Here is a 14,289-nt window from a genome sequence, read left to right as displayed (position 1 = left end):
CAGGGAATGAAAGAAAACATCCAGGTTAATGATGCTGTGTTGCTGTTATGTGAAGAACAGCAGGCTACGGTATTAATTGACAACAATCGTCGGGGCGATCCACAGGTCCAGACCCGGGTCATGCAATTACTTGAAGCCATGCCAGAAGCAGAAATTCGCTTTGTCAATTTGTCAGAATTGCAGGCGAACCGCCAGAAACAAAATCAGCGGACGAATGAACAGGGCGTGTGTCTGTCGGACCTAACTGATGTGAGTGAACGCCAGAAGCAGGTACTGACCTGTTTTGAACTGGCAAAAAAACTGAATGCGTCAGATATTCACCTGACTATCAGTCCAGGGTTAACCCGAATTGAAATGCGTATTCACGGTGAGCTGGAAGTTGTCAATGAACTGTCGGAAGAGGAGGGAATGGCACTCGCATCCACAATCATCCTGTCGATGTGTGATGTCACTGAAACGCAATTTTTTCCCGGCCGTCAGCAGGACGGGAGGATTAAAGCGGATTTTCTGCGTCGGGTACATTTGTATGGTGCCCGGTACAGCCATACGCCAACCGCAGATGGTTTGTATGTTGTGATGCGTGTGATTGCTGATGATGGTGACAAAGTGCCTACACTGACACAATTAGGTTTTTTGCCGCAGCAAATCAAACTGGTTTCCCGTATTTTGCGACTGCCCGAGGGCCTGATTGTGTTATCGGGACCAACCGGTTCTGGGAAGTCCACGACATTACGCACTTTTTGTCGCCAGTATCTTGACAGGACAAGAGGTAAAAAGCGGTTATTGACCGTTGAAGACCCTCCGGAGGGGAGGATTGCCGGTGCGATTCAAACGCCCATCGTGTGTGACAAAAGTGATGAAGAGGCGGTCAGGCTTGCCTGGCACCGGGCGCTCACCTCTGCGCTGCGTCTTGATCCTGATGCCGTTATGCCAGGCGAAATGCGAGACCTGACTTCCATGCTAACGGCAATTTATGCTGCGCAAACGGGACATAGTGTCATGACGACGCTGCATACCAATAGCGCAGTCGGTATTCCTGAACGCATGATAACCATGGGGGTGAATGCGGGGTTGATTGCCGATGCACAGCTTTTGATTGCGTTGATTAGTCAGCGTTTAGTACAGACATTATGTCCGTACTGTCGAGTACCTTGGGCACAGAAACAGGCGGTACTGGATGAGGAACAACGGGCTTATCTGATGCGTTATTGCCATGCTCCCGGTACCTGTTGCATAGAGAATTTGTATTTTCGTCATCCCGAAGGATGTGAACATTGTTGCCAGACGATTACCCTGAGCGGACGGATTGTTAACCGGGGAGTGACCGGTCGTAGCGTGGTGGCAGAAGTCATTAGGCCAGATGCCCGATTTTTTACCTTGTTGATGACTGAGGGCAAAGAGGCCGCGAGACAACACTGGGTATCGAATTTAAGTGGAATAACTCGTTGCCAGCATCTACTGCATAAGCTGAATGCCGGGCTGATTGATCCATTGGAAGCCGACTTAGTTTGTCCGCTGGATGAAGATGATTATTTGCTGATGGAGCCGTGTGATGCGTGAAATGTCATCGGGCAGGCGTCTGCGCTATGTGTTAGTTCGCCACACTTTCTTACCGAGTTATCGCATCATTTTTTATGAGGCGTTGCGTTTTTTACTGGAAAACAAGATACCGTTATTGAAAGCGTTGCGGCAGATACGTGATGTGTATACTCATTTCGATACCCATTGGCATCCGTTTGCTGAACTCATTGACGATTGCATCTCGGCGCTCACTGATAACAGTCAAACGAATACTTTGGAACATGTGCTGGCTGTTTGGGGACCGGTAGAAGAGGCGGCGTTAATTAGTGCGGGTATGCGCAGCGGTCATTTGCCTGAAGCGTTGAGTCAGGCTATTACACTGATAGGTTGCCGTCAGCGTATTCTGATGGTGTCGCTCAGAATGATGGTTTATCCCTTGCTGTTGGTGCTACTGATGGCGGGATTACTGGTGATCACCGCAACAGAATTGGTACCAACGCTAAAAAATATTGCCGATCCGGAAAACTGGCCGGGTGTGCTGGCATGGCTGAACGGGGTGGCGACATTCTTTGAGCATGCTTTTCTGTGGTGTGGTGTCTTACTGCTCTCTTTTATTGTGGGCGTGGCGTATTCGCTACCGCAGTGGGTCAACCGTCTGCGCCGCATAGCGGATCATTTTATCCCCTGGTCGATCTATAGCGATATTCAGGGTGCCATTTTTTTACTGAACATGGCTTCCCTTTTGCGTGCCCAGGTTCAGACGCTGGATGCGTTAATTATCCTGCAACGCTTTGCATCTCCCTGGTTACAGATTCGTCTGGAGTCTATTGCTGATTGTGTCCGCGAAGGGGATCACTTTGGCCGGGCATTGCATCACTGTGGCTATGACTTTCCGTCAAAGGAAGCGGTGAATTTTCTGTCATTATTGACGGAAGGTGATGGCACTCCTGACATGATTGGACGCTATGGTGAGCGGTGGCTGGACCAAACCATCGTTCGGGTGAACAGGCGGGCCAATTTGGTCATGTTGTGTTCACTGTTGCTGGTTGTCGGGGCATTTATGTTGATTTTGCTGGCCGTCATGGAAATACAGAATATGGCTAACATCATGCCGTAATCCCTTTAAATTAAACCTCCTTTTAACGACTTTCTCCGTAAAGAACACTTCATATAAGGAATAAATCAATGCAGTACATGGTGATACAGAAACAAGACCGAATGGTCCGTTCCCCTGAACGGGGTTGGGCTATTTTGGAAAATGGTGCGGTTGCTCTGGTTGTGATTGCCGTGATTACTGTGGTTTTGGGGGGAATTTATATGTTGTATGACCGTAAGGATGCGGTTGTGGAAACAACGAATCTGCAAACTATCATCTCCAGTACTCAGGGGTTAATGAAAGGAAGCGGCGGGTATGAATTTAGTCATGCAGACAAGATGACCGGTGTCCTGATTCAGTTGGGTGGCGTGCCGAAGAGTATGACGGTTCGCGGAGATACAACTGTCGGTAATGCCACGCTGTGGAATACATGGGGTGGTCAGGTTAAGGTCGGACCGAGCAGCACGGGGGGATTTAATAATGGGTTCACGGTAACTTACGAGAGAGTCCCGCAGTCTGCCTGTGTTTCATTAGCGACTGGGATGAGCCGGGGAGGAAGTGCGTCAGAGATTACTATTAATAATACTCATCACGCTGATGGCAAGGTGACACTGGAAAGTGCCAGTACAGAATGCACAAGGAACAACGGTCGTACCGGTACCAATAAACTGATCTTTACGATTAACGGTTAAATGAAGACACTGATTGCGGTTAGCTTTCCTACAGAATATACCCCTCTGGTTATGATAACGTTATTTGTCATCGGATGCGTGTTGCTTAGTCCGGTGAGTAAATTTTTGCAGGAATACGGTCTGTTGATGTGTTCAGTGCATCCGGCACCAAGAATAGCTATCTGTTTGTATGTGGTGTCGGGCACATTGATGTTGTTATCACCAGCGCCGCTGATGGAGCGGATAGCCGCACTGTTGCTGCTGAGTTTTTTGCTGCAATTATCGGTTATGGATGTTTTGAGTGGCTGGCTTCCTCGTCAGTTTACATTGGCTTGTCTGGTGTCCGGTGTATTGATCAATATTTCGTTGCCGTCAGTATCAATAACTCTTTTGGCTACGGTGCTTATGCTTGCTGGGATGGGAGTGTTACGCGAGCTGATGAACTGGCACTCTCAATGTGAAGTGCTGGGGATGGGGGATGTCTGGCTGATGGGAGCACTGTGTGCCTGGCTGACAGGGTTACCGGCACTGATAGGTTGCTTGATGGGTTTATCCGGTTTCGTGTTGTGGCATTTGGCACAATTACCTCATCAAGGTACGAAAGGCGGGCCGCTGGGGCCTTGGCTTAGTTTGGGGAGTGTGGTCATGTTGTTGGAGCGATTATATCAGCCAATATGGGTAATCTAGTAATGACAGAAAGAAATGGCTGTAACGACAGTGAACCTGACCGGGGATATATGATGCTGGGCACTGCTGCCGGACTCATGATATTGCTGGTACTGGCGGCGTTGGGAACCCGCATTTACAACGATTATCTGACAGAGAAGTCCTGGCAGGTCATGGCGGCGCAAAGCAGTCGTTTCAGTGCCGCGTCGAAAGCTTATATTGGCCGTTATTATGATAGGTTACGGAATTCAGCAACGACAACCCAACCGGTGATGATCACCCCGGATATGTTGAGAAAAACGGGGCTGTTGCCATCCGGATTCAAAGACACCAACAGTTCAGGACAGCGCTATCAGACCGCTGTAGTGCGCAATACCCAGGATCCGGCACTATTGCAGGCAATAGTAGTGACACAAGAAGGGAGTCCATTACCTTATAAAGCCCTGCGCCTGATATCGATGGATATCTCTAGCGGATTGGGGGGATATATTCGGGATGGAAAGACGGCTACTGGCGCAATGAGTTCATGGACGGTGCCTTTGGATTTTGGGATAAACAGTGGTGAAGGTCACCTGGCCGTGTTATTGAGCGCAGATGAGTTATCCACTGCTCGTGAGGAGAGTGACCGATTGTACCGTTTTGCTATTCCCGGTCGTCCGGAGCTGAACAAAATGCATACTGACATTAACATGGGAGGCAACAACCTGAACAATACGGCGACTGTGAATGCACAGGCTGGACATTTTAGTGGTGATATCCGGGCGAATGCCGGCCAGTTTCAGGGGGATATTCGTAGCCACGATGGCTGGATTGTGACGACAAAGAATAAAGGCTGGTTAAATGAAACCTATGGTGGTGGTTGGATGATGTCAGACAGCAACTGGCTTCGCAGTGTCAATAATAAAAGCGTTTATACTGAGGGACAAATCAAAAGCGGCACCCTTCGGGCTGATGGTCGTCTGTCGACAGGGGAGTTTTTACAACTTGATAAAGTGGCTGTGGCGGGTACGGCCTGTTTACCCAACGGATTGATTAGCCGCGACAGCAAAGGCGCTATACTGTCCTGCCAGTCCGGTCTGTGGACAAAAGCAGAAGCCACCTTGCAGCAGAATCAATGTTATCGGGATGGAAACTGGGGCGGACGTGATTTCGCTGAACACCGATGTAAGCCCGGATATTATGCGGCGGGACTTAAATTTGTGGGTCACCAAAGCAGCGAATCAGCCTATGTCATTACCTGCTGTAAATAAAAACGTAACATGTGCGTATATCTGATTTTTATTTTGGTGGTTTTGTGTTGTCCTTGCTTTGCACTGGTGAGTAGATTAACGCCCTGGCGGGGATTTATCTGTTTGGGTTTCCGGCACAGGAAAAAACGGTATTACGTCATTCATCTGTCCCCGACTGACAGGATAGGGCGTCTGACGCGAAGCCGAACCCGGTGTTTTCATGCGGCATTTGTTCGCGAACTTGAGGGGGCATTTTTGCGGGCAGACAGGGATATTCTGTTTCGTTCTCATTTGATGCGGCCGGCTCAGATACAGCTGGCCTGTTCGGTTCTGGCACGTTATCCAACATGGCGTTACCGGATGGTTAACGTGGTTATCCCTCGCTGGGAGCGAACAGGAATTACATTACAAAACTTACTGTATGAGTGGCGTTATGTTCCGACGGCTGCCTGTGGTGTTATGGTGGTGGTGAAACAGGAAAAATAACACTTTATATGGTGTGTAATTTTCATTTTTTCATGCTGAATTTTTTATCGTCATTCTTTCTGGTTTTGCCCAGTATGCTTTTCTGTATCGGGTAATCATATGATTAGACTCTAATCATGATCTGAATAACGCTAACTCGGTTTAATGCTTTATCTGACATAATTACCAACATCCGAATGTCCTTCTTATGGCAATAAGGGTTTTATCCTTTATGCCATAAAAAGTGACATTACTAAATTGGTTCTACAGATTCATTATGTCGTTTCCATTTTATGTCAAATGGATAATATCAAATCATATTTATGGTTAGTTGGATATCTGATTGATGGATGTATTGCATTTTAGTTACGGAAACATGCGATTTATATTCGAAAAATACACTTTCAGTGATCTTTCCCTGCATGATCACTTTCTTGGGGGAAATCAAGTATCTTCATTGAACACAGGTATAGCTGATGATGGGATTCTAATTATTATTAAATATGACTTTGTCAGTTAAGATGACCGACGCAAATAGCGCACCAAGAATTTCATTATGATGAGCAACAATTTGTTTAGCATCTAATACATCGCCATCACAAGTACTATGGGCATCCCCAACTAGCGTAACATTATAGCCTAATGAGTATGCTCGGCGGCAAGTAGAATCAATGCAATATTCAGTCTGCATTCCAACAAGTATAATGTTATTAATAGCTAACTCACTAAGAACGCTATGTAATTCTGTTGACTGGAAGGAATCCGGGTGTTTTTTTTGAATTATTATGTCATTGGGCGTTACGTTTATCTGATCAACAAATTGATAGCCAATATTATTTGTTTCCAACGGATGACATTCACCACCACAATGTTGCATATATATAATTGGTATTCCAGCTTTTCTAGCCTGACTAATAAGAGAGCTTATATTTTTGATCAATCGTACTTCATCATAAATTGGCTTATCTAACATAAACAAGCCTTTTTGCATATCTATAATAAGCAAGCCTGATTTCATAATGTGAAATCCTTATATGGTTGTTAATAACAATCTATTTAGATGATGGTTCAAAAGAAAGTTTTTTTATAAAATTATTATTGTATAATTTAATATAATCGCCCGTTTGCCATAATTGTAACATATCATCATAATTTTTATGTAAAGTATTTCCTGACTGACCTAGTGATAAAATAAACAGGCTATTATTATCTATATCTGCTAGGTCTATAATTTGTTTATAACCTGGACCAACGGTGTTTTTGAAGTCATCATCATATATTCCAACATTTACTGTATACTTCCCGCCACTAGTGGCAATATTCCTGTTCCATAACCAACCTAGCCATGGCGATTCACCAATGACTAATCCTTTAAATTGGGCTTGGTGTACCCTTCCCCATTGCCATTTCGATAAATTATCTCCATTATCTGATTTAAGCCTAGTCATCGCCGCATGAAGTGATTTAGATAAATAATCTGAACAATTTTGTGTAAATTCTGTAAGACAAAAAGAGCCTTCAGAGCTTAGCTGTTTTTTAAGGAATAATGATTCGGACCACTTAAAGGGCGTATCAATTATATTATTCATTTTGGATAATTCTTCGTACCAATATGACCAGATTGTAGGTTCAATTCTATCCCTAACCATTTCACCATCCCATTTTTGTAATTTTTCAAGGGCGACTTCACTAAGATCGTCATTTGGTTTAGTTTTTTCCAATAAGATAGGCATAAAATCTAACCATAAATAACTTTTTACATCATTTTGAAGCTTCTTTGTATCTTCAATATTGATTTTTTGACTATTGATGATTGTATCGGTAATACGTTTTGCGCGGTAGGGGGGAACATTCCAGCTGCTGGTGAGTGAAAACGGATATTGTTCAGAAATAATTTTGTTATTTGCTGATATAATATAACCCTTTTCTGGATTTAAAACATGGGGCATTTCATTGAAGGGAATATATTCTGTCCAACTACCGCTATTTACTGGAAATCTCGGGTCGATATTGTTCCTAATTGGTATCCTTGCAGCCAGATAATACCCAATGTTACCTTTTATATCTGCATAGAGAAAATTTTGTGCGGGTGCAACATATTCGCTTAAAGATAATTTAAATTCTTCCCAGTTATTTGCATACCCTAATGCTATTAGTGCTTGCACAGATTTATCACTAGGCATAAGCGCTGGCCACTTTATTGCAATATCTTTTCCAATCCTATTTATAGGTTCTATGCTACTAATAACAGGGCCTTCATCACTTAATTTTACAGAATAGAGTACGTCCTGTTTGTTTTTTACCTTGATTCTTTCTTCAATTATCACTTGGTTTGAAGGATTAATGAATAAATCTTGATTGTCAATGACTGCGGCAGTAACTCCCCAAGTAATATTTTTATTGTGTCCAATTACTATCGATGGGAAACCGGGAATTGTTGCTCCGGTTACGTTTAAATTAGGTCCTTGCATGGTAGCTAAGTACCATAAATTAGGTGCAGAAAAAGATAAATGAGGATCGTTTGCTAATATTGGTTTCCCTGTTTCTGTATGTTGCCCAGAGATAACCCAAGCATTAGAACCAAGACCATAAGACTCCACGGATCTAATATAAGAACTAATTTTTCCATCAAACAGATCTTTCTTCTTAATATTCTTTATTGTAGATATATTAGTACTAACACTATGATTTAACTTATTGCTTTCCCTTATAGAAGAAGTCCAATCACTATCAGAAAGTGTGATAGGCGCATCTTTGGGGTAGCTTATGCTTGCAAGATTAAATTTTTCTTGGCCAAGTTGTGTTATCACAAGATAGTTCTTTAATTTTTCCTCCCAGGCACGATCTAAATTCCAAGCTAACATTTTTTGCCAGGATATAGTATCAATATTCGTCCAGGGTTCTGGCTCATATCCTAATAGTAAAATTTCGATAGGGTACTTTTTTAACTTTAAAAATTCATTAACGCCAGCAGTATAACTTTCTATAATTTTTTGAGTATTATCATTCAAAACATCGAGTGACGACTTGGCCGCTCGTTGAAATTGCCAGGTTCTAAGAATCTTGTCATTATCAAGCGCTTCCTCCCCGAAGATTTCACTGAGCCTACCCTGAACGATACGCCGCTGGACCTCCATTTGCCAAAATCTATCTTGTGCATGAGTAAATCCTAAAGCGAAGTAGGCATCTAAATCGTTTGATTCGGCTTTTATGCGAGGAATACCTAGTTCATCGCGCGCAATAGTAACTTTTCCATATAACCCTTTGAATTTAATCTGCCCGTCATGTTTTGGACTGGTCGAGTTGTACAGATAGCCGACTAAGGCAATAAAACCGAAAGTTGAGAAACAGAACAGGAAAAAAAAATATTTAAACAATTTTTTCATAAAAGTCTATTTCCTGAATTATTAGATAGGATTAATTTGGTATATTGGAAAATAAGTGTCTAAACTTTCATATAAACCGAGCTTAGAAAGATGAGGGATGTCATCCCACTGCCATATTTTATCGGTTATAGGGGGGAGCCAACCATTTGTTTCTGCAAAGGTAACAGCGTCTAGGCCTTCTTCATAAGAAGCATAATGTGTGTGAACATGAGTGTGGCGCTTAATACACTCCACAGCCCGGGAAGAGGTCAGATGCATTCCTTTTTTCCAACCGGACGTTGTTATTACGCCTGGAGAAGCTAATGCCTTTAATGTTGCCCTGAACACTGGAAAACCTACTAGATCCATGAAAATAGCAACGCCTTTTTCAGAAGTTTTTTCGTTAATAATATTTAAGAAGGTTTTTTCAGCTTGCCGATAATTTTTTTTGAAATTTTTATCCGTGTTATAAAGTTCCTCATTATAAGCCAGATCGCGGAATAAGTTCCTATCGATTGAGTCAAGACCGACATCTGTAATATATTTTAACATCGTTTTTTTCGATGAGATAAGTCCTGCATTAAAACCATGAATTTTTGCTAGAGTGACAAAGGCAAATGAAACTCCGCCTCCCCAAGCACATACATAGGCATCAGAATATGCAGCTTTATTGTTTTTAATGTTAGCTAGCCAACAGTTATAAGATACTTGCCAATTTGACCAGGCTGTAATATAACGTAAAGAAAAAGCAGCCCACTGTGGTAGCGTATATTTTGAGTTTTCAGGTATTGGAATAAGATATTTATGATGTAACTTAACTTTTTTCGATAATAATCCTATTGTATTAGGTTGATCATAGGCATAAATTTTTTGCGGAAATTTATCATTTCTTGTATTTTCACCACAAAATAAAATACAGATCATACCTTCTCGTAAATGTTTTATAGTATTACCAACCTTGAGAATGCGAACAACACCTGAATTACCAATAACAACTTTGTCCTCCTTTCTTTCTTTACAGATGTCAATTGGTTGGCGTTCTAAAGCGTGTTCCATATTACCTTCCCAGCATCCATAAAGAGGTTCAGCTAACACTTCCTCCGGCTCAATATCTTTAATATAGATCATTTCTCTTTCAAGATTTTTCCTTTCAAGCCCCTTGTATAACATCCATACTTCTACTTGTTCCATGTTATTCTCCATTAGTAGCAGATGATATATTACTAGTACTCTCGATTAGAATACGGCTTAACTCTGTAACTTTATCTTTTAGGAAATAATGACCAGCATTTTCTATTACAACTAAATCAACTTGGTCACTAAAAGCGCTCCATTCTTTATATTTTTTCATATAATTTGGTGTCAATGGGTCATTTCCTCCAATAATACACGTAATTGGAGATTTTAATTTTTCCTTTGATTTAAGGTGATTATATATATAGTCTTCAGCCAAATTAGCATCACGAACAAATGCTTCTGTCACAAAAGATAATTTTGTTGGATCTTCTATCTCTTCAATTCCCCCTAACTTTTGTATGTAATTCAATATAGCTTGTTGGTTCCTAAAAGGATTAACTAGTTGAATATTACCTATTGCTTTTAATAATTTGTTTCTTGCCCATGGCAATGCGGCACCAACAAATGTTCTTTCAACCTTAAAACCATTTTTTTCCAATTTCTTAGCAATTTCAAGAGCCAAAGCAACGCCGGCACAATGCCCGTAAAGATAAAGAGATATTGTTTCCCCAAAAACAGTTTTTAACTCATTTGTGCACTGTTCGGCTATGCTTTCTATAGACTTGTTGTTATTTTGAGTATCTGGAATTGCTACTGCGTATACATTAAACTTATGTTCGATTAACTTTGCTAAATATTGATAAATAACTGCACTCCCTCCACCATAAGGTACACATACAATCGTTTTCTTTTCTTCAACATGATTAGCATTGGTTGAGAACTGATATATGAGCTTTTCATCTTTTTGGTAAGAGTTATAATTATCAATCTTAGTAGCTAGCTGAGAAATAGTTGGATTTCGCATTAAATCGATCACATTAATATTAATAGGTAGTTTTTGTATTACTCTGATTAATTTTAAAGAGTTGCCTCCGATCTCAAAAAAATCATCATCTATAGATATTGTTTCAACATCTAAGATTTCTTTCCAAATTGCGGTGAGCATTTTTTCTGTTTGAGTTATAGGAAGAGTAATATCTTGACGTAACTCAATTTTTGAATAGCAATACTCTTGTAATTGCCGTCTGTCAACCTTACCGTTAGGCGAAAGAGGGATTTTTTCGATAAAAACTATATGAGAAGGTACCATGAATGTAGGAAGGTAATCACTAATATGGCTTTTAATTTGTGTAACTGTAGTTTCCACTTTTGGAGCCATAATAATAAATGCAGCTAAACTCTTCGAAGTATTCTCATTATTGAGAGTAATTACTAGCGAATCTAAAACACCAGGTATTTTTTTTATAACGTTGGCAATTTCTTCCAACTCAATTCTTAGGCCATGAATTTTTACTTGGCTGGTATCTATACGGCCAATTAATTCAATATTCCCATCTGGCATCCAACGAGCTAAATCTCCAGTTCTATAAAGTCGCTCTCCAGTAATGTTAGAAAAAGGATTAGGTATAAATTTCTCTGCTGTTAAAGAGGAGTTGTTTATGTATTCTTTGGCTAACCCTATTCCGCCTATATATAGTTCACCTTGCATACCCATTGGTAGCGGCTGCAATGTTTTTGACAATATATAGGCCGTTTGATTTTTCATTGGATGTCCATAAGGGATACTCTTCCAGTGGTCTTGAATAGACTTCACTGGGTAGATTATGGAGTGGATAGAGGCTTCTGTAGCACCACCGAGGACTACGATCTCTGAGTTAGGTATCACCTCTTCTTTAATATTCTTTAACAATGGTATAGGGGCCCAATCACCACCTAAAATTATCAATCTAATTGATTGAATTTTATATTTATCTACGATTTTTATTGATTCTATTAACAGAGACAATATTGCTGGAGCTGAATTCCAGACACTTATGTTAAATTTTTCAATTAGTTCAACCCAGTGACGCGGATCTTTATGTTTACTTCTTTCTGGTATAACTACAGCCGCACCGGCAGCTAGAGTACCAAAAATTTCATAGACAGACATATCGAAGCTTGTTGATGAAATTAATATTAGCCGATCGCTTGGTTTGAGAGAAAAATTTAAGTTTAAGTCGAGCAGGTTATTTACAATTCCTCGATGTTTGATTGCAATTCCTTTAGGTCTTCCTGTCGAACCTGATGTATAAATTACATAGGCCAAACTTTCAGGATCCGCATGATAAGAGAGTTTAGAGTCGGTCGGTAGACTATTATTGTTTACTTCTTCTACAATAAGTAATTGTCTATTATTTTCTTCGGTATTGATATTTTTAACATACTTTTTCTGAGTAACTATCGTTGCTACCTCTGCATTATCTAGCATGTATTGTAATCTTTCTTCAGGATAACTAGAGTCTAGAGGAAGATAAGCAGCGCCTATTTTTAAAATAGCAAGCATATATTGAATTAATTCTGTGGAAGGATCTACACAGATTGCTACTATCGCTCCAGGCTTTACACCAAACTGATAAAGAGCTTGTACAGTCAGATTAACTTTATGAGACAGCTCAGAATAAGTTATAACCTGTTCCCCGTCATAAACGGCAACTGCTTGTGGGTTATTGGCTACCTGCCTTTCAAAAAGTTCATGCAGTTGAATATTTTCTATCGGTATTGTTGTATTATTGACTTTTGCTAGGAAATACTCGTCACCTTGATTAAGTAAATTCAATCTATTGATATTTATTGCCGGATTTGTGATTATTTTTTCTAATAAAATATTAAAACGTTGGGTAATACTTCTTGCCGTTTCTTTTTTATAAAGATCAGTATTGTATTCTAATACAGCTTTAACGCCGTTATCTGATTTAATTAAATGTAATAACAAATCATATTGTGCAATGTTTTTTTCAGGTGAAATCATTTCTGAAAAAAGATTATTCATTGTATCAACTTCTAAGTCTGCATTGTGGAATACGATCATCATTTGTACTAAAGGGCTAAAACTAGAATCACGTTTCGGTTGTAACTCTGAAACTAATAGTTCAAAAGGAAGATCTTGGTGTGAGAAAGCTTCACTTGTCTTATTACCTATTCTTCGGATTAGCTCAATAAATGTAGGATTGTTCGAAAGATCGCTACGTAATAGCAATATATTAATAAAACATCCTATTAGTGGTTCTATTTCCGCTCTATTACGATTAGCTATCCCTGTACTAATCGTAATATCTGTTTCTTCCGTATAAATATAAACTAGTAATTTAAAAACTGTTAATAGACCGACAAATAAGGTTACATGATTTTCCTGACAAATTTTGTCCAATATTTTAACTTTTTCTTGGGATATATCGAAAAATATAGAGGCTCCATTATACCTCTGAATAGAAGGTCTTGAATAGTCCCCATCAATGGTTAAATTAGGGATAAAATTATTTAATTCTTTTTTCCAGTAGTTTAATAGTTTTTCTGAGTGTTCTTTTGTCGTTAATCGCTCCCTTTGCCAAACAGAGAAATCCTTGTATTGTATTGATAATACATCCAAATTTGGCTTAACGCCTTCAAGGTAAGCATTATATGCAATAGTTAGTTCTCGCCCTAAAACAGGTACAGACCACCCATCAAATACCATATGGTGTGTTAAGAATATAAACCAATGTTCAACATTACTTAATTTAATTAGCTTGGTTTTAACTAATGGCCCTTTTTCTAAATTAAAGATATCCTGTACTGATTCATCTGTAATTTCGTGCGCTTTTGCTTCTCTGTCACCAATATCATCATAATTACTGAGATCAATGATAGGCAGCTTTATACTAAGAGATGGCATTATCTTTTGGAGTGGCATGTTATTTTCGGTAGGGAAAATGGTTCGTAATATTTCATGCCTATCAATAACCGTTTGTACCGCCATTTCCAGTGCAGAATAATCCAGTTGCCCTTTTAATTTAATGACAAAAGGAGTGTTGTAAAATGCACTGTTAGGCTCTAATTGATGTAAAAACCAAATCCTCTCTTGAGCAAGAGACAAAGGGATTTCACTTTGGGTCGTTGGTTGTATTTTTTCCTTTTCTGCCAGTTGAATGCCCTTTTTTTTAAGTAGTAGATCAAACAGTTCTTTTTGCTGTTCAGAAAGAATGGGGAACCCTTTAGATAGTTTTACTGCCATAAATCGCTCC

At 40.2% G+C, this 14,289-nt stretch carries 10 protein-coding genes; 6 read left to right on the top strand and 4 right to left on the bottom strand.

Translation table 11 applies throughout. From position 1 onward, the window contains the following. Positions 1-6 precede the first annotated feature (6 nt). The 6 genes from EAE91_RS20895 (at position 7) to EAE91_RS20870 (ending at position 5,669) form a co-directional block, all read left to right on the top strand. Positions 7-1,560: a GspE/PulE family protein gene (locus EAE91_RS20895; RefSeq protein ID WP_228900656.1), complete on the top strand. Its 1,554-nt coding sequence runs from the start codon at positions 7-9 to the stop codon at positions 1,558-1,560. After that, positions 1,553-2,638, top strand: a complete 1,086-nt coding sequence (locus EAE91_RS20890; RefSeq protein WP_214090173.1) for a type II secretion system F family protein — start codon at positions 1,553-1,555, stop codon at positions 2,636-2,638. The genes EAE91_RS20895 and EAE91_RS20890 overlap by 8 nt, the downstream gene beginning before the upstream one ends. Before the next feature lie 68 nt (positions 2,639-2,706). After that, complete coding sequence (locus EAE91_RS20885) at positions 2,707-3,309, top strand: type 4 pilus major pilin (protein WP_214090172.1); 603 nt, start codon at positions 2,707-2,709, stop codon at positions 3,307-3,309. Continuing rightward, positions 3,310-3,975 carry a prepilin peptidase gene (locus EAE91_RS20880; RefSeq protein ID WP_214090171.1) on the top strand — a complete coding sequence of 222 codons (666 nt, stop codon included), beginning with the start codon at positions 3,310-3,312 and terminating at the stop codon, positions 3,973-3,975. A 2-nt stretch (positions 3,976-3,977) separates the two neighbouring features. Beyond that, positions 3,978-5,204, top strand: a complete 1,227-nt coding sequence (gene pilV, locus EAE91_RS20875) for a shufflon system plasmid conjugative transfer pilus tip adhesin PilV (RefSeq protein WP_214090170.1) — start codon at positions 3,978-3,980, stop codon at positions 5,202-5,204. Positions 5,205-5,270: 66 nt separating this feature from the next. After that, a complete protein-coding gene (locus tag EAE91_RS20870; RefSeq protein WP_214090169.1) occupies positions 5,271-5,669 on the top strand; it encodes a hypothetical protein in 399 nt (132 codons plus the stop codon). Positions 5,670-6,135: 466 nt separating this feature from the next. On the opposite strand, the gene EAE91_RS20865 is transcribed toward EAE91_RS20870, so the two are convergent. Genes EAE91_RS20865 through EAE91_RS20850 form a run of 4 tightly spaced genes read right to left on the bottom strand, consistent with a single transcriptional unit; the run spans position 6,136 to position 14,279 of the window. Next, a complete protein-coding gene (locus EAE91_RS20865; RefSeq protein ID WP_214085523.1) occupies positions 6,136-6,666 on the bottom strand; it encodes a cysteine hydrolase family protein in 531 nt (176 codons plus the stop codon). 34 nt (positions 6,667-6,700) lie between these two features. Continuing rightward, positions 6,701-9,034 (bottom strand): penicillin acylase family protein, encoded by a 2,334-nt coding sequence (locus EAE91_RS20860; RefSeq protein WP_214085524.1) that lies wholly within the window; start codon positions 9,032-9,034, stop codon positions 6,701-6,703. Positions 9,035-9,055: 21 nt separating this feature from the next. Further along, complete coding sequence (locus tag EAE91_RS20855) at positions 9,056-10,204, bottom strand: MDR/zinc-dependent alcohol dehydrogenase-like family protein (protein ID WP_214090168.1); 1,149 nt, start codon at positions 10,202-10,204, stop codon at positions 9,056-9,058. Between the two features lies 1 nt (position 10,205). After that, positions 10,206-14,279, bottom strand: coding sequence for a non-ribosomal peptide synthetase (locus EAE91_RS20850; RefSeq protein ID WP_214090167.1), 4,074 nt, complete (start codon positions 14,277-14,279; stop codon positions 10,206-10,208). Between the last annotated feature and the right edge of the window lie 10 nt (positions 14,280-14,289).

The organism is Photorhabdus noenieputensis, from assembly GCF_018448935.1.
Lineage (GTDB): Bacteria > Pseudomonadota > Gammaproteobacteria > Enterobacterales > Enterobacteriaceae > Photorhabdus > Photorhabdus noenieputensis.
This window is presented reverse-complemented; position numbering and strand designations above follow the sequence as displayed.